General features: G+C 35.5%; 14 protein-coding genes and 1 pseudogene. 9 read left to right on the forward strand and 6 right to left on the reverse strand.

Annotated elements, in window-relative coordinates; translation table 11 throughout:
• Positions 1 to 239: 239 nt before the first annotated feature.
• The 3 genes from BJ095_RS03775 to BJ095_RS03785 are packed head-to-tail and all read right to left on the reverse strand — an operon-like array spanning position 240 to position 3,940.
• Complete coding sequence (locus BJ095_RS03775; RefSeq protein WP_235867563.1) at positions 240 to 1,298, reverse strand: Ger(x)C family spore germination protein; 1,059 nt, start codon at positions 1,296 to 1,298, stop codon at positions 240 to 242.
• Positions 1,299 to 1,329: 31 nt separating this feature from the next.
• Positions 1,330 to 2,460, reverse strand: a complete 1,131-nt coding sequence (locus tag BJ095_RS03780; protein WP_235867564.1) for a GerAB/ArcD/ProY family transporter — start codon at positions 2,458 to 2,460, stop codon at positions 1,330 to 1,332.
• Between the two features lie 4 nt (positions 2,461 to 2,464).
• Positions 2,465 to 3,940 (reverse strand): spore germination protein, encoded by a 1,476-nt coding sequence (locus BJ095_RS03785; RefSeq protein ID WP_107932394.1) that lies wholly within the window; start codon positions 3,938 to 3,940, stop codon positions 2,465 to 2,467.
• Positions 3,941 to 4,210: 270 nt separating this feature from the next.
• Here BJ095_RS03785 and BJ095_RS19485 point away from each other — a divergent pair.
• A pseudogene (locus BJ095_RS19485) lies at positions 4,211 to 4,525 on the forward strand (DUF4317 family protein).
• A gap of 202 nt (positions 4,526 to 4,727) precedes the next feature.
• On the opposite strand, the gene BJ095_RS03795 reads toward BJ095_RS19485, so the two are convergent.
• Both BJ095_RS03795 and BJ095_RS03800 read right to left on the reverse strand, forming a co-directional pair.
• Positions 4,728 to 5,555 (reverse strand): hypothetical protein, encoded by an 828-nt coding sequence (locus BJ095_RS03795; RefSeq protein ID WP_107932130.1) that lies wholly within the window; start codon positions 5,553 to 5,555, stop codon positions 4,728 to 4,730.
• Complete coding sequence (locus BJ095_RS03800; protein WP_107932132.1) at positions 5,545 to 6,069, reverse strand: RNA polymerase sigma factor; 525 nt, start codon at positions 6,067 to 6,069, stop codon at positions 5,545 to 5,547. The genes BJ095_RS03795 and BJ095_RS03800 overlap by 11 nt, the downstream gene beginning before the upstream one ends.
• A gap of 867 nt (positions 6,070 to 6,936) precedes the next feature.
• Between BJ095_RS03800 and BJ095_RS03810 the strand changes: the two genes are divergently transcribed.
• The 8 genes from BJ095_RS03810 to BJ095_RS03845 all read left to right on the forward strand — a co-directional run bounded on the left by BJ095_RS03810 (position 6,937) and on the right by BJ095_RS03845 (position 17,206).
• Positions 6,937 to 7,719, forward strand: a complete 783-nt coding sequence (locus tag BJ095_RS03810; RefSeq protein WP_107932135.1) for a transporter substrate-binding domain-containing protein — start codon at positions 6,937 to 6,939, stop codon at positions 7,717 to 7,719.
• A gap of 32 nt (positions 7,720 to 7,751) precedes the next feature.
• Positions 7,752 to 8,417 (forward strand): amino acid ABC transporter permease, encoded by a 666-nt coding sequence (locus BJ095_RS03815; protein WP_107932137.1) that lies wholly within the window; start codon positions 7,752 to 7,754, stop codon positions 8,415 to 8,417.
• A gap of 18 nt (positions 8,418 to 8,435) precedes the next feature.
• Positions 8,436 to 9,173 (forward strand): amino acid ABC transporter ATP-binding protein, encoded by a 738-nt coding sequence (locus BJ095_RS03820; protein ID WP_404427998.1) that lies wholly within the window; start codon positions 8,436 to 8,438, stop codon positions 9,171 to 9,173.
• 367 nt (positions 9,174 to 9,540) lie between these two features.
• Complete coding sequence (locus tag BJ095_RS03825) at positions 9,541 to 10,338, forward strand: endonuclease I family protein (protein ID WP_235867572.1); 798 nt, start codon at positions 9,541 to 9,543, stop codon at positions 10,336 to 10,338.
• Positions 10,339 to 10,681: 343 nt separating this feature from the next.
• Positions 10,682 to 11,257 carry a sterol desaturase family protein gene (locus BJ095_RS03830; RefSeq protein WP_107932398.1) on the forward strand — a complete coding sequence of 192 codons (576 nt, stop codon included), beginning with the start codon at positions 10,682 to 10,684 and terminating at the stop codon, positions 11,255 to 11,257.
• Positions 11,258 to 11,573: 316 nt separating this feature from the next.
• Positions 11,574 to 12,581 carry a GGDEF domain-containing protein gene (locus BJ095_RS03835; RefSeq protein WP_235867565.1) on the forward strand — a complete coding sequence of 336 codons (1,008 nt, stop codon included), beginning with the start codon at positions 11,574 to 11,576 and terminating at the stop codon, positions 12,579 to 12,581.
• 173 nt (positions 12,582 to 12,754) lie between these two features.
• Positions 12,755 to 15,532, forward strand: a complete 2,778-nt coding sequence (locus tag BJ095_RS03840) for a bifunctional diguanylate cyclase/phosphodiesterase (RefSeq protein WP_107932141.1) — start codon at positions 12,755 to 12,757, stop codon at positions 15,530 to 15,532.
• Between the two features lie 30 nt (positions 15,533 to 15,562).
• Positions 15,563 to 17,206 (forward strand): thiamine pyrophosphate-binding protein, encoded by a 1,644-nt coding sequence (locus BJ095_RS03845; RefSeq protein WP_181417955.1) that lies wholly within the window; start codon positions 15,563 to 15,565, stop codon positions 17,204 to 17,206.
• Positions 17,207 to 17,249: 43 nt separating this feature from the next.
• On the opposite strand, the gene BJ095_RS03850 is transcribed toward BJ095_RS03845, so the two are convergent.
• Positions 17,250 to 17,876 (reverse strand): hypothetical protein, encoded by a 627-nt coding sequence (locus BJ095_RS03850; protein ID WP_107932145.1) that lies wholly within the window; start codon positions 17,874 to 17,876, stop codon positions 17,250 to 17,252.
• Positions 17,877 to 18,212: the final 336 nt, after the last annotated feature.

The raw sequence follows: 18,212 nt of genomic DNA on the forward strand, positions 1-18,212 counted from the left end.
CTCATCGATTATTGGTAGCAAACAAATGGTAAAAGAATAGCCGCAGACATTTTTGGAGGAAAGCCAGGCGGATGTGATGAAATCATGGTTATTTCCAAAGTTTTCGACCACAACGCTAGCTTGTGTTATTGTATAATATGACAGAAATTACGCAAAGCAATAGATTGTAAACAAAATGCCCTAGAATCTTTAGATTCTAGGGCATTTTGTTTGCGTTATGGGTTATTCGATAGGGAAAATTAAAGGTTTTGCCTTTTTGAATTTGCATCCGTCAAAGGATCAATATTAATATTGTATTTTATTTTAATGTCCATCTTCTCAAACATTTCAATCCATTTTTTTTCTTCCATTGGTTTTGAGAATGGTCTTTTTGTTTGTATGCCAAGCTGTAATGGATCCACTTTCAATTCTTGCATCTTTTTAACTAGTTCATGTGTTTGTTTTTCAAGATGGGTTTCGATATCTTTTTTCATATTTTCTAACTGCTTTGGGTCAAATAATTGCTTCTCTCCCCGGTATTCCTCAATCCTAGTGTCTATATTCACGGTATAGGTCATTGTAGAATAACTGCTATCGATATCTACTATTACTTTAGATCTAACATGACCCAGTACAATTTCAAATTTTTGAATCGGTAAAACAACTAAGTAGTGATCGTTGTTTATCAGCTGGAAGATACGATCATCTAAAGATGAAATAGTTTCAACTAGCTTGTCATCTTTAAACAAGGCTGTACCTTCATAGTTGACCCCATCCTCTTCTAATTTGAATACAGGCAAGAAAGGATCTGAATAAGGAGTATAGAGCAAATTTTTAAATTCATGAAGATTAACGACAGTTAATTCTCCTTGGTTTTTTTCCTCATAATGCTTCAGCATTCGGTAAAACGAGTAATCAAAGTTTTCATCTTTGTCCAATTGACTTTCCAAGTATTCATCAAAATTTCCTTTTACGATTACTAAATAGATTCTCGGAGAAATATCCGGATCAGTCAATAATACATTTATAATGGACATAATCCCGTCTCTTCCAAGTTCATCACTAATTACCAGCATCCGCATTTGTCCGGATTTCATTTCCTGGTAGAAGTTTAAATTGTACTTCTGTACTCCCTCCTTTAATAAGCTGACTTCTTGCGACATAACAAACTTCTTTTCTTTACTTAGAGGAGGCATAATTGTACTGACTGTTAATTTCCCTTTATCCCCCTTACTAATTGACAAAAAGGTAACGGGAGAAATTTCTTCAATAAGCTTGTTTTCAGTAAAAGGGGCACAGCCAGATAACCAAAAAGTCATAAAAAGGAGTATCAATCTTTTACATATCTTTTTATGTAGACGCATGTTTTTTAACCCCCTCTTTTTTCATTACTAAAACAATAACAAGAGGAACAAGAAAATAGCTTATGCTTCCAGCTATAATTTGGAGATTAAGTAAAAAGGTCTGCTTCTCCTCAGACTTCCAAAATAATTCATTCATAAGAACCATTCCGATAAAAATAAGGAAAACATTGGATAACAAACCTTTTCCACTGGTTGGCTTGCTCATTTTACCAAAAGCTATTTTAGATGCTCCATAAAACAATAGTAAAAATAGAGAAACTGCAAAAACTAGGTTAAATAATTCAAAGGAAAGCAAGATCATATCAATTCGTTCAAACACTGGGTTTTGAAAATAACGGGACATATTAATAATTGGATATTGAGTTTTACTTAAATAATTGGAACCGAAAAAAAATAGGGATGCTATAAATAGGAATACATACTCTACAACGGTGAGAGCGTTGCCGTAACACAAATAGCGAAAGGTTTTATTGTTTGTTTTAAGCCATGGTCCCAAAAATACCAGAAATTCCGGACCAGAATAGGAAGACAAAATTAAAAAAAAGGCTTTCCAATTTTCTACTTTCCACTCCATTGGAATAAGCGGATACAAATCACTGAGTTGAGCTATTGGGGGAAAGAAGAAAAAAACGAAAAATGTGATCATCGAAAATGTACAGAAAAAAGAAATCAACACAAAACGAATGGTATGTTCAACGCCCTTACCTGCGACATAAAAACAGAACAACAAAATAAAAAAGACAAGAAAATTTGTATCTGTTGCTGGAAGCATAAATGTTTGAACAATTTGGCTGAATCCTAAGGTTATGACGGAAAGTTTAAGCAGAATAAAGAACAACCCGATGAAAGAGAGAAATCGTACCAATTTTTTTCCAAACATTTGGACAAATCCATTATATCCATTGCTAGATAAACGGGTTAAAAGCCACTTCGATAAAAGAAAAAGGTTTAGTTGGGATAATATCCCGACAGCTATAAGCACCCAAATCATATATGGATGGATCAAGATATTTGGCATAATCAGAAAAAAGTAAAGCATTTGGAGGCGATTTACCAACAACATGGCATAGAGCCCATTATAGGTTTCATTCTTTTTAAATAATTGGTAAGTTCCCATCAAGTCATCTCCTAGTTTTATATCTCTTCAGTTTTAGAGGTTTAAGATGCTCTGGACGCTCCAACATCTTGGTTAATGGCCCTCGAATGAATAAGTCTATCCAATCCTTTCTAAAGAAAGGGGAAACTGGTGAAAAATAGGGTTGCTTGATTGAAGACAAGCTATTAAGATGGGCTAAAATAGCAATGCTTCCTAGTGCAATCCCAATTATCCCAAGTAAAGAAGAAAAAACAAGAAGCATCAATTGCATTAATGAATTTGCTTTTGTCATAAGGTAGTTGGGGATAAGAAAGGAAGCTATCGTCGAGATCCCAACCATGACAATTAATACGTTGCTAGCGAATCCAGCCTCAACAGCCGCTTGGCCAATCACAATACCACCAATAACCCCAAGTGTTTGACTTGTTTTTGTAGGCATCCTTAAACTTGCTTCTTTTATGATTTCAATAAAAATTAACATGATAAATGCTTCCCAAAAAGGAGTGAAAGGAAGCTTGCTCCTTGAGTCGACCAAGACTAGAAGTGTTTGTATAGGAATCATTTGATAGTGATGAGTTGTCAATGCCACATAGATAGGAATCAATGAGACTGACAGAAGAAAACAGACATATCGGATGATGCGCAAAAAACTGGCAACTACCCATCGATTAATATAGTCCTCGGGTGATTGGAACAAATGGAAAAAAGTAATGGGTGCAACAAGAGCAAATGGTGTATTGTCTACCAGAAGGGTGATCTTTCCTAATCCCAGAGAATAAGCAACTACATCAGGCCGGTCAGTTTGCTGAAACTGAGGAAAAATACTGTTTTGATGATCCTCCAGGAATGCCGCAACTTGAGAGGAGTCAAAGAAGAGATCAAAATTAATTTCAGAAATCTTCTCTTTGACTGTTGAAACAAAATCTGGATTAGTCAGCCCCTCTATGTACATTAAAACAACACTTGTCTCACTCATAGAACCGACAGTAAACTTCTCTGCTTTCAGTTCATGTATGGGGAGTCGTCTTCGAATAAGCGTAATATTTTGTTCTACTTGTTCACTAAAGCTGTCTTTTGCTCCGAACATGATGGTTTCTGTTTCAGATGTTTCAATGGCACGTCCAATAGGATTTTTTAATGGCACAGCTAACCAAAGGTTTTGCGAAGAATCAAATAACAAAATGGAACCTGAAAACAACTGTTTTTTTGCCTCTATAAAATTAGGAATGTGAATAATGGAGGAATTCGTAATACAATCTTGAATAGACGGTTTGGAACATTTAGTTAAAGGTTTTATAATGCTTTCATTTAATTTTTCTTGGTCAATGAGAGTTCGTATGTAAACAAGATGAATTTTTCGAATAACGGAAATGTCAATTTCCACAAATTCTGCATCATCCATTTGAACGAGGCTTTTTTTCAGAGCTTCTATCGATAATTCTGATTCAGTTATTGATTGAGCAACAAGCTTATTTTCAATTTGTTTTTTTTTCCAAAACATGTACATCGCACCCCTCTTATTGAGAAAAAACATTTCTAGTCGTACTTAAAAATTCCTTATTCATACATATTATTAGCAATTTAATTTAAAGTATACAAAACACGTAGAGGTACATAACGATCCAAGAAGAACAAAGGTAATCCATAATAGATAGGCCTTCTTCATCTTAAAGATTGTTATAATAAAGAAGTGTCAGAAGCTAACTGTAGCTTTGGATGCTCTTTTTTGTCCAAAACACGAATCTTACTAACCAGGGAGTTAATTTTAGAGATGAATAACAAAGATATAGCGAAGATTCTAAAACAATTTAAGTTGGATAACGATTTACTGAAAATAGTGGAAAGGGCATTTCAGCAGGTGGTTGAAGACAAAACGTATGAAATGAAAGCAAGCCATATCGTTCCGAGTTACGCGTCCAAGTCCATTAAGATCAGCACAAAAATAGCGAATATTGCGATCAGCCCTTAAGACTTGAGATATGTCAAACAGGTCAATTACAATGGCAAACGCTGTTTATTGATCGAGGTGGAAGAAGACACGATGATTAAAGGATTTAAGCTGCTTACGGAAGAAATATTGGAGTAAGAGAGATTGGGTGATCCTTCAGCCAGCTAACTAAAATGGACAAGGGAAAAAACCTCATTTAGCCCTGCTACGGTGAACCGTATCATAAATAAGAATAAATACAAAATAAGCCATCGAACTAGTACTGTCCCTAGTCTGATGGCTTGTTTCTTGTTTTACTTTTGTTGTTAAAAAACACTAAAGCAGATATCTAATTTGCAGGTTAAGGAGTAAAGAGATTGTTGACTATTGCCACTAGACGCCACGCACCTTCTTCATCTTGTTCGAAAACCAGGTTGAGACTTCTCCAATCCATTCCACTATATTGTTCGGTACCAGCATGATAAAATTCAACGATCTTTGAATCAGGAAAAACCGTTTTTAAATAATTGGTAGGGTCCACTTCTTGATTTTGTGTATCGACAAAGACTTCATCCGATTTAAAGAATCGCTTTACTTGAAGATGCTTGTCGAAATAGTCCGCTGGCGTCAATTGTATTTCCGTGTTCGCTTCTCCATAGCCCCACAAATACGTTGCCTCATTTTCTAATAGTGATGGTACCTCATTTTTTTCAAATCTTACTTTATCGTCCATCACAGAAAAATAGGGGGAAAGCAGTAAACCTTTCTCTGGGTGTACATGACTGGATAGTACATCCATATCATGGTCATCGATCGCCTGAAGAATCTCTGAAGCTTGTTGCTCGAGCAGGACGGGATCATACAAATTGTTGTCCTCTTCTTCTCCAGGACTCTGTTCGATTTCTTGGTCAACGTCCTGATTAATGGGTATAGGATTCTCTCCACTGGATGAGTTTGGATAATCATTTAATAGACTTACGGATAGAATACTAACAATTATGACTGCCGCTGCCGTAACAATTCCTACTTTGGCTTTAATGAGAAATACTCCTTTTCGTTTTTGTCGGATTTCATTATCTTCAAGGGTGTCCATCACTTGTTGATGGAGGAGAGCTTGAGTAGACTGGCTCATGTGATATGGCGGAAATTCGTTTAATTTCTTCTCGACATTTTTTAGATTATCCTTCATGAGATTCCCTCCAATTCAATTCATTTTGTAATGCCTTGACTGCACGATGATAGTTGGTTCGAACGGCGGTTTCTTTGCATCCAAGTATTTGTGCTGTTTCACTCACGGACAATCCTTGAATGCCCCTTAAAATTAGCACATCCCGATATTTCTTTTTTTGCTGATTGATCCTACTGTACAATTCTTGTTTCTCCTCATGGTCTATCAGAATTTGCTCAGGAGAAAATCCGATGTGCTGATCCAAAGTCTCCTCATGGAAAGCCACATTCGTCCGACTGATCTTTGTTTTGTTCTTTCTTGCTTTGTCGATGGCTAGATTACGGGCAATGCTAAAGAGCCAAGTTTTGGGCGTCGCATGTTTTCGGTAGGTGCTCATACCTTTAGCTGCCTTAATAAACACTTCTTGAACGAGATCTTCTACATCAAGAGTTCCTGAATAGTAAACTAAAAAATTGAAAACATCTTGGCTATAGAGAAAAAACCAATTGGAAATAATCTCTCTTTCGTTTTGCATTTATTTTGATCCTCCTATATAGGTCTCTGCTTATTAGACGATTTTTATTTCATGATGTGTCAAAAAATGGAACAATAAGTTTTTTGTTCTAAACACTGGATGGATTTACTCCAACAAGGAGGTAATAGATACATATATTGGAGAATTTGATGGAGGGGTTATTATGAACCAAAGTTTAAACGTGTGACAGCGTATATAGATTGTCTGTTTTATTGTGTATTCTCATCTCACGAAAAAAAGGGAACTTCCTGGTTAGTAGGTGTTCCCTTTAACGATAGGGGATTACATGAATGTGAACAGAAAGAATTCGGCCAACTGCTAGAAAAAATAGCTGAGGTGCGGGAGAAAAATAATAATTATATATGAGTGTGGCTTTATTTCACGCCTCCTGTTGGTGTCGAGAGGTCATGATAAGAAAGAACCCAATCTACTAAATAAGCGAAGAAATTCCGCTTAATTTGAATTTAACGTGAAAAATAACTTAAATAGAAGGAGAAATTCCTGCTATTGGCTCAGAATACATGAGAATGAGGGGTTTTTCTGTGAATAACCGGAAAAACTTCCCCTATTTCCCCCTAACTGTCGCTCTATCTTGCAAATAACCGAAAAAACTTCGCTTATTCCTCTAGCTACTTACTTGAAGGAATGGAGTCGTAAGCATACGCATCACCGTCTTTTTAAATCAAAAAGCTTAGATGGATAATGGACTAATTCTATAATTTATATGTTTGCAAATCGTTAGGTACCAGGAAAGGTACCTGACGATTTTTGTTTTACCGAGAGTAAATGGGGTATTAAATTTCATAAGCAGCAAGAGATTTAGCTTGTAGCATTATTGAAATATATACGGAAGAGGACGGATGGCACATGTTATTAAAGAAAAAGTTATTTCTGGTTACTAGTATTATCGTAGTCTTCTTTTTATCTGCCTGTGCTGAAAAGGAGAAGCTCGATGATGGATCTGAGCTGATAAATAAAAATCAATTTGTATTTGCTGCTTCGGGAGAATTTAAGCCATTTAGTTACATAAATGATGATCTCACTATGTCTGGCTTTGATATTGAGGTTGGCGAAGCGATTGCGAAGCAAATGGGCCTTGAACCAGTTCAGAAGCGAATTAAATTCAAAGGGATTGTAGAAGGGGTAAAAACAGGTCGTGCAGATGCAGCTGTTGCTAGCCACACAATTAACCCTCAGAGGAGCAAGCATGTCTCCTTTTCTACCCCGTACTATTATTCGGGACCGAAAATTTTCACCAGACCTGATAGCAACATTAAGACTGTGGAAGATTTGAAGGGTAAGGAGGTTGCTGTAGCAAAAGGATCAACCTATGCCGATACAGCTTCCAAGTATACAGATAAAATCAAAACTTATGACAGCGATATTACAGCCTTAAAAGCATTAAGTAGCGGACGCCATGATGCGGTAATCACTGATTTTGTTACAGGTAAAACAGCTGAAAAGGAAGGATTCAAGATAAAGGGGCAGCAGTTAATTAATCGTAGTGAACAAGCGATTGTACTGCCTCAGGATAATCCAAATCTATTAAAGCGAGTAAACGAAACGTTAGAGCAACTCCGGGAAAATGGGACACTAACTCGGATTAGCATCAAATATTTTGATGAGGACATTACCAAGAAACCAGAGTAATTCAAGGCTATGGTAAGAAAGGGAGTAGTATTTTGCCAAGTTTTTCGCATTTTTTTCAAATATTAAATGAAACAAAAGGTGTTTTCTTAAAAGCTATGCTTTTAACGTTAGAGCTAACGGTTGTCTCTATTATACTAGGGATCGTCATCGGGCTAGTATTTGCTTTACTTAAGATATCCAAAATAAAGATTTTAGAGCTCATTTCAGATATCTATGTGTATTTGGTGCGTGGAACACCACTGATTGTTCAAATTTTCATTCTCTATTTCGGGATTAGCGGAATTTTTCTTCTCCCAGATTTTTGGGCTGCTTCAATTGCACTTGCGTTACATAATGGAGCCTATATTTCTGAAATTCTTAGAGGGGCAATTCAGTCAGTCGACAAGGGACAGTTTGAAGCTGGACGTTCTTTAGGGATGACAAAGACACTTACATTGAGAAGAATTATTCTTCCTCAGGCATTCCGCCGTGCATTACCACCTTTAGGCAATCAATTTATTATAAGCTTAAAGGATTCTTCATTAGCCGCATTTATCTCCATGAATGAGCTGTTCAATGTGGCAACAACCCTAGGGTCAAATAATTTTGATGAGATGACCTATTTACTAATTGTGGCAGTATACTACTTATTACTAGTAGCGCTGATGACATTGATAGTAAACCGAGTTGAACTGAGATTAGCGGTAAGCGACAGATAGGAGGCGTAGACAGTGGCCATGAAGGAAATGATTAAGATAAATCAATTGAATAAATCATTTGGAGATTTACATGTATTGAAAAATATCGATATGACTGTTTTTGAGAGTGATGTTGTGTGTTTAATAGGATCGAGTGGCTCAGGGAAAAGTACTCTACTTCGCTGTTTAAACTTCTTGGAAAAAAAGGATAACGGCGATATTATAATTGAAGGAAATACAGTTAATCCACGTACCGATGATCTCAATAAGATTAGGGAAAAGGTTGGGATGGTGTTTCAAAATTTCAACCTATTTCCACATAAAACGGTTTTAGAAAATATTATTGAAGCTCCTATCAGGGTAAAGGGTGTAGACAAAGAAGAGGCTATAACAAAAGCAAAACAGCTATTAAGTAAAGTTACTCTAGAGGACAAGGCGGATGTCTATCCTAGTAAACTATCAGGAGGGCAAAAGCAACGGGTGGCGATTGCTAGAGCACTTGCTATGGAGCCTGATATTATGCTTTTTGATGAGCCAACCTCTGCACTTGACCCCGAGCTAGTGGGGGAAGTTTTAACAACCATGAAAACATTAGCTGATGAAGGAATGACAATGGTTGTAGTAACACATGAAATGGGCTTCGCCAAAGAAGTAGCCGACTGGATTGTGTACATGCATGATGGGAAAATTATCGAACGCGGCACTCCTGATCAATTTTTCAACCATCCGAAAGAAGAAAGAACGCGGGAATTTTTAAATTCAACAATGCTTAAATAAAATAAGAGGTCTTGTCTATATGTTTTAGGCAGGACCTCTTTTTTTAGTACTTTTTAAGTCAATAACTTATAGTCTATCAGGGTAAGTCTTTACTCAATCTACCTCTATTTATGCTTTGCAGGAAATCTACACTTTCCCTATTTTTTACTAGACTAAAATACGTCAAAAGTTACTAGGAAATAATATTTTGAATTGTTAAACTATTGATAACATCATGAGTTAGCTTCAATTTAATCCTATAGGAGGGAAGAAAATGGAGCGTAAAGTGAGTTTGATTCCATACGAAGTAGTAGAACAGATGGAGCGGGTTAATGAAAATCCAAAAGTAGTAGAATTGACTCAGGAGCAGAAAATTGAAATTCAGGAAATGCTGCTACAGGAACTGGAAACGGCAAAGGCTACCTATTTTGAGTACAGTGAAAACCGAGTCTATTATGAAGAAGCTAGGGACGAAGAAATTAAACAAACATACTATAAAGATATTTTACTTGATAGAAAAAGCATTCATGATTTACTAGAAAAAACACATGAAAATAAGCTAGGCTACTCACCTCACCGTTACGTCTATCCATGGGTGGATTTGAATGAGAATGGCAAACTGAAAAGCATCTATTCGGGCAAGGAAATGGATCCACTTGCTGTCATTGAAGAGGATATCCGAATTCTTGAAAATGCAGGAGTAAATACCTTATCTGATGAAGTGAAGTTAAATTGTGAGCATGTAGTACCTCAGTCTTGGTTTGATAAGCGTCAGCCAATGAGGGGGGATTTACATCATTTATTTGCCTGTAATCCAGGCTGCAACAGCCGTCGTGGAAATTATCCGTATCATGACTTTTCCGACTATGTACCTGAAGCTCATATTTTAGGGATTGAGGAAGGCTGCGGCAAGGCGGATGAAGGGAAGTTTGAACCTGAATATGGAAAAGGAATTGTTGCAAGAGCAACCCTTTATTTTATGACACGTTACTCAGGAATAATTGATAGTCGTCTAGAGAATTTAGAGCTTTTACTAGAGTGGCATCAGAAATTTCCGGTCTCTTTATATGAGAAGCACCGAAATCTTGCCATCTATGATTTGCAAGGAAACCGCAATCCATTTATTGATTTTCCAGAGTTTGCAGAAAAATGGATATATGAAAGAGAGGATTTTAAGGAAAGCTAGTGTTTTTTGAATCCATAGAATTAAATACGGTTAAATAAGAACAGCATATGGTTCATGCTGTTCTTATTTTTATACAAAAGGATATCCTAGTTATTTAGCATAAAAACGGTAGGATTATTTAGTAAAATGGAGCATAAAATGGAATGATCGAATGAAAGCGCTATCTTACTGGTGGTCGTAGTATTCAGTTTCTCATTGCTAATCAAACAGACTTATGTAATCAGCTTTGTTCTCGTATAGAAGAATATGACGTTATTTATACCTTGAAAATTTAAAATGAAAGTGAGTGAAATGATTGAAAAGTAAGGGACTGTATCGGGATTTCTTTTTTCACTTTGATATTATGATTTTGATGATTCTTTTGCTGGGCATTGCAAGTGTATTAATGGTAATGGCTAATTCGGCAATGGTCCTTGTATGGATTGCCTTTGGTCTTGTAATCTATATGTTTGCTGAATACCTGACGCACCGCTTTTTCTTCCATTTAAAGCCGCCGAAGAATAAGATGTTTTTAAAATTTTTAAAGCGCATTCACTATGACCATCATAAATTTCCAAATGATTTAAAGTTATTATTTCTTCCGATTTGGTACAGCCTCCCGAATTTCATAATCCTATCATTAATTTTTTATTTCATTACCAAAAATTTAGACTGGACCTTAGCGTTTAGTCTGGGACTAATTCTCATGTTACTTGTTTATGAGTGGAAGCACTATGTGGCACACCGACCATTAAAGCCTAAATCAAAATTTGGTGTCTGGTTAAAGAAAACCCATATCCTTCACCATTACAAAAATGAAAACTTCTGGTTTGGCGTATCCAACCCGTTTTTCGATATTATTTTCGGTACATTAAAGGACGAAAAAACCGTTGAAAATAGCAAGACAGTAAAGGATTTAGAAAATAGGGGAATCGATTGAGAATGCTTGATATTGTGAGGTGAGTATAAATAAGAACGTAAAAGTACTCATCCTTTCTTGTAGTTGAGATTGTTCTTGATTACTCAGATTAAAACAAATGATGTATTTAAATTACATTTTCTAAAGGGTATTACTATATACCTGCAAATTCTTCTCTTGAGGGTTTTGGAAGTACCATATAAATATAAAATGTTTTTTTTTTACATGACTTTAGTAATATTTTATAGGATATAATATAGTGATTAGGTAAAATTAGATTGTAACTTTTATACCTTTCAAACTCTTACCTATACTATAGAACAGGAAGATTTAGTTAATGAATGGTAAAGAATTAATGCATCGTCAGAATTCAATCTTATTCATATTAGTAAGTGTCTTTTATTTTATTCAAATAATGGTAAGTATTGTTATTGGAGGATTTGAAAGCATATATTCTTTAGCAATGCTTTTCCTTGTATTTGCTATAATCCCTATAGTGCTGATTTACATAAAAGTAAATCCAAAGATTACAATGTATGTAATAGTTAGCAGTATGTATCTCTTCTTTTATTGTTTATTAAAAGATCGGCCTTATTTAGTAAACTATTTATTTATGTGGTTAGTTCTTCCTTTATGTGCCCTTTATCAAAATGCACGATTGGTAGTAATAGCAGGCATTGCTTCAACCATTCTTACTTTTTATGCTTTCTTTTATCTTCGTGAGGAAATTTTCCCGAATGTCGTTATAGAAGACTTTATCTATTTAGTTATGTTTGGTGTATTTACTACAATCTTTCTTTTAATCTTCATTCGTAAGATTAGTGAGGTTAACGATAAGCTGCAGCAATTAGCGTATCAAGACCCTTTAACTGGGGCGGCCAATCGGTTATTACTGAAGGAAAAGTTTAATTTTCTAAAAGAGAAAAGAACTCATTCTGTCGCTTTATTATTTATCGATATGAACGGGTTTAAAAAAATCAATGATACTTATGGACATGAAGTAGGAGATCAATTATTGAAAAGGGTTGTCTCTAGATTGGGTGACGAACTGACTGATACAGATTTGCTTTGTCGATTAGGTGGAGATGAATTTGTGATTTTATCTTCCAATATTGAAAATTCATTTCTAGAAAGTCTTGTAGAGCGAGTACAAATGGCTCTTGATGAGGCAATTTCCTTAAATCATCAAACAATAAAGGTCTCTGGAAGTATTGGATGGTCATACACAACAGATATTTCTCAGGCAGATTTAGAAACGATGATTCGAGATGCAGATAGCGCTATGTATAGAGCAAAAGGGAGCGAATTGCAAGACAGTCACTCCACGGATATCGTAAAGGATTAATCAGTATTTTATGAGTTAGGAGGATGCCCTCCTAACTCTTTCTTTATTTTCCAATAATTATTCCAAATTGTCGGAAAATATTGTAAAATGATAGAAGGATTTTGTCGAATTCATTTGTTTGGTATAGTGAAAAGATAGATATTAAAAAATGTCAGAGAATGGAGTTCATTTGAATGTTTAAGGAACAAACGAGATATTCTCGACTTGCAAATATAACAAAAATGATTAATACAAAGCTTGATCTGAGAGAGGTTTTGGAGCAGGTAACAATTGCGATCTCAGAGGAAATCGTACAATGTGACTCAGTGGGTATTTACTTACCACAGGAAGATGGGACATACAGAGGATATGTAGGAAAACCAGAAGTTATCAATGGATGGACACTTGATATGCATGTCATTGATACAGAATATGATCTATTAGCAAAAGAAGTTATTGAAACAAAAAAGGCAATATATATTCCTGATACGTCAAAGGATAATAGACCAGATCCACGCGCAGTTGAAGGATTCCAAATCAAATCCTTATTTGTCCTTCCAATCTCTTTTGAAGAAGAGTTGTTCGGACTAGTATTTTTATTTGATTATGGAATTCCGATGAATTTAACAGAGTCAGAAATTCAGACAATTGAAGCATATGTCAATATGGCTGCTGTTGCTATCCAGAATGCCAATAATTTAACCTATAAGGAAAACCTTATATCGGAAAAGCAGCTTTTACTTGATGTAACACGTGATTTGTCGATGTGTTCTACAATGCAGCAAAGCTTAGATACGTGTTTCTCCTATTTAGGGAAGGTCTTAGATAACTATAATGTTGGTGTACACTTATTAGACCCTATTGCTGAACGAGCGATAAGACCAGCCAAGCTAAGCAAGGATTCCGATTGGACAGAAGAGGACTGGATTAACACCCATAACAAAATTCAAATCGACCAAAGCAAAGACCGAGTAATGCAAGAAGTAATGGAGACGAAAAAAGCAGTTCTCATTCCTGATGTATATGCAGATCCGAGGCCAAATCATGATCTTTGCCGAAATTTTGGAATGAAGGGCCTCTTTATGCTGCCTTTAGTATCATTAGGTGAGGTGTTGGGGCAAATCTCCGTTGTTAACTTAGATGATAATAACCTTCACTATACTGAGACTCAGACACAGTTAGCCCAGTCTATCGTTGATGCTACAGCCTCGACTCTATCAAACCTTCTTTATATGGAAAAGCAGGAGGTTATTATCGAGGAAAGAACCTCTGAAATTACAGTGAAGAATCAGGAGCTGGAACGAGTAATCATTGAATTACAGCAGCTTAGCCGTGAAAAAGAGTTGATACTTAATTCGGCGGGAGAAGGAATTTTCGGGTTGGACCTTAATAAGAAGATTACTTTTTGTAATCCCGCTGGAGCCGCAATGCTGGGATATGATGCTAAGGATGAACTAATAGGGAAGCATTCCAGTTTAATTTTGAAAAACCATGAAAATGATTCTAGTAATACTGTTCAAGAAAATGGAAATCCAAATCATTTCAATAAATACGATAAGTTTTTTAGAAAAGATAATTCCAGCTTCCCAGTAGAATATGTAATTTCCTCTATAAAGGAAGGAAATGAGATTGTAGGGGAAGTTGTTACCTTTAAAGATATAACTGAAAGAAAACAGATGGAAGAAGAAATTAAATATCATGCTTATTTTGATAGTTTGACAGACTTACCAAATCGAGTTCTCTTAAAAGATCGATTAAATCAAGGTCTTTCCTTCGCCCAGATGAATAATCAAAAACTAGCAGTTCTGTATTTAGATTTAGATCGATTTAAGCTAGTAAATGATACTTTAGGACACAGTATTGGAGATTTGCTGTTACGAGATGTAGCCAATCGTTTAAGTGCATGTGTACCCAATAATGCAACCGTTTCTAGGCAGGGCGGGGATGAATTTACTATTTACCTACCTAATATTAAAAATGAAAACGAAGTATTAAAGGTAGTAAACAGTGTCATTAATTCCTTCTCTAAGTCCTTTAAGTTAGTCGATAATGAAATTTATATGAAAACAAGTATCGGGATTAGCCTATATCCGGAGAACGGTGATACGTCAGAAATCCTGATTAAAAATGCAGATACAGCAATGTACAGATCAAAAGAGATATCAGGAAATAGTTATCATTTCTTTAGTGAAGAGATGGATAACAGAACATTTGAAAGCATTAAGCTTGAAAATGACTTGTATAAGGCTTTAGAGCAAAATGAGCTCGTCATCTTTTACCAGCCGCAAATAAACAGCAAAACAAACAGTATTGAAGGTGTAGAGGCTTTACTGAGATGGAATCATCCTGAAAAAGGGATGATCTCGCCGGATAAATTTATACCTATCGCTGAAGAAACGGGGTTGATTGTCTCTATAGGTGAATGGATTTTAAAAGAGGCATGCAAACAGGTAAAGGCTTGGCATGATCAGGGCTATCCGTTGATTAGTGTGTCAGTGAATCTATCAGTCCGTCAGTTTGAACAGAGTAATTTATTTTCTATTGTAAAAAATGTTTTAAATGAAGTGGGATTATCTCCAAAGTATATACATCTAGAGCTCACTGAAAATTTAATTGTTAAAAATACAGAATTAATCGTAGAAACAATGAAGCAACTAAAAGGATTAGGAATAAGTATTGCCATTGATGACTTTGGGACAGGCTATTCATCCTTAGGATATTTGAAAAATTTACCTATATCTACTTTGAAAATTGATAAATCCTTTATTCAGGATATGACAAAAGATGATGCAGCCATTACGAATACAATTATTACTTTGGCTAAAAACTTGAACCTAAATGTGATTGCAGAAGGTGTAGAGAAAAAGGAACAGGTAGACTTTTTATATGCAAGAGATTGTTATATGATGCAGGGCTATTTCTTCAGTCGTCCGATGATAGCAGAAGATATTGCGCAGAAGTATTTTTATTAGTGAAAAAGATGATTACAAAGGAGAATGAACATGAAAGCAGCTCGTGTTGTATTAGAATATTTAAAGGCAAGAGAAATTAAACATATATTTGGTATTCCGGCAGGCTCTGTAAATGCCATTTTTAATGAGCTTTATGATATGCCTGAAATAACACCAATCATAGCAAAGCATGAGGGTGCGGCTTCTTATATGGCTGCTGCCTATGCAAAATATACAAATCGTTTGAGTGTAAGTATCGGTTGTAGCGGTCCTGGATCTACTAATCTAGTGACAGGTGCAGCCAATGCTATGAGGGAGCATTTACCTGTTCTATTTATAACAGGTGCTGTACCTGTAAATACGGTAGGCTTGAATGCATCACAAGAATTAGATGTAGAACCACTTTTTAAATCTGTTACGAAATATAGTGTAACTATTAATAATTCAAAGGATGTACTTAAAGAAATCGTAAAAGCTACTGAAATTGCTATTTCTGGTGTTCCGGGTCCTGTACACATTGCTATTCCAATTGATGTACAACACGAGAATGTAGAGAATGTTGAATTACCTGCTCCAGCAAAAAGAGAGCCGCTTATTCCTGAGCTTGATACAATTAAAAACGTAGCGAAAGAGCTTATGAAAAGAGAGTTAGGCTATATTTTTGTAGGGCAGGGAGTAAGAAACTCTGTTGAGCAATTAGTTGAGTTAGCGGAATTACTGAACTGGCCGATTGTTACAACGCCACAAGCAAAAGGGTATATTCCTGAGGATCATCCACTTTTAGTCGGTGTCTATGGTTTTGCTGGGCATGAGACTGCTTCAAACCTATTAAATGAAGGTGACGGTGAAGCATTATTGATTGTTGGCTCTAGCTTAGGAGAGACAGCAACAAACAATTATAATACCAATCTTGTAGGAAATCGTTTCTCTGTGCAAATGGACTTTGACCAATCTGTATTTAATAGAAAATACAAAATTGATATGCCTGTACTAGGTGATATCAATCTAAGCTTAGTATTTCTAATAGAAGAATTAAGAACTTTAGGTTTAACTAAAGAAAGCTCTAAGTATGTGATTGAAAAAACCGAAGCAAAAGAAGAGCCTACTGAGGAATATAATACGAAAAATGTTCTTCTAAATATCCAAAAATATGTACCAGCTTCTACTAGATATACAATCGATATCGGTGAATTTATGTCTTATATAATTCATCATATGAAGGTATTAGAATCTGATACATTTGATATCAATGTTCACTTTGGTGCAATGGGAAGTGGAATTGGAACTGCAGTTGGTTCTATACTTGCTGAACCAGAACGACCTGTTGTATGTGTAACAGGGGATGGCTGTTTCTTTATGCATGGTATGGAGATTGCAACGGCTAAAGAATATAATCTACCAATCTTATTTGTCGTAATGAATAATGCCCGACTAGGAATGGTATATCACGGTCATGCACTACAATTCAAAAGAACGCATCCAACATTTGAACAAGAACCAATCAACATTAGTGCAATGGCTGCTGCCATGAATATTCCAAGCTTCAGAGTTAATAAGTTAGAGGATGTTAACCAAGATATCATCAACGAATTAATGGGAGCTAATGGACCAGCAGTTCTAGAGGTAGCCTTAGTTGATAACAATACACCGCCTATGGGAGATCGAGTTAAGTTCCTTTCATCCTTTGGTAAATAATAAATCCTAAAATAAAAAGTATAGGGCAGCTGCCCTATACTTTTTATATATTTTGATAAGAATTTTGAATAACCTTTAAAACGGAGCCTATTGTTTGTCCCTTAAAGGAATCTTGAATAGCTTCACCAGTAGGGTTTGAGTAATAGAAGCTTCCAATATTTTCGTCATAAGAGAATCCAAGCTTTGTTAATTCCTGCTGCAGTTCATCTGGAAGGGTAGTTAAGCCTGTTTGTTCGATGAAGTAGTCTGTAGGGAAAATTTTCACATCTACGTCTGCAAATCCCGTATGAACAACAAATAAATCATTTTTTTGTTGCATTATCCACTGTTCCTTAGAAAATAGGGAGATTCTTGAGCCATCTAAGGAGGAGATAGCATCTAAGTTAATGCCGAAAATGCCATTGATAAGCTGACGAATCTCTGCTCCTGATATGTTTCCTCCGTGCTTTGCAATTCCTAAATCAATAGCATATTTTGCAGGGCTATTTGATAGAGGAAGCTCCCCAGATTCTAAGAATTCTTTAGATAGAATAGGCTTCGTTTCTAAATCAAAGCCGAAAACAGAATTGACAATGCTACAAATCTCAGAACTCGTAGTTACATCTTGCGTATCAATATAGTCATCCATAATTTCAATCTTTTTCAATCCTACAGAAATTTTCTCTACCATATATCTCAAACTCCTCTATAGTAAGATGCCTTCAAAGGAAGGGGAACTAATATATAAATTTTACCATATTTATCTAATATAAATCACTGTAAACAAATAGTTTGCAAGTATACAAAGTGTAAACAAAATGTGTACAAATATGTATACATGTAAACAAAGCTGTATACATATTGATTTATAAGGATGTAAACGTATTTGTTACCAAAGTTTACATAATTGTATACAAAGCGCCAATGTTTACAAAAAGTTTACGTTTATATTACTTTTGGTTAATTCTAATTGAATATTCTTGTAATTTCCTATACTCTTTAAGTAGGCATAATAGTTTACAAAATT

The sequence above is a fragment of the Ureibacillus chungkukjangi genome, from assembly GCF_003217295.1.
GTDB classification, from domain to species: Bacteria; Bacillota; Bacilli; order Bacillales_A; family Planococcaceae; genus Ureibacillus; species Ureibacillus chungkukjangi.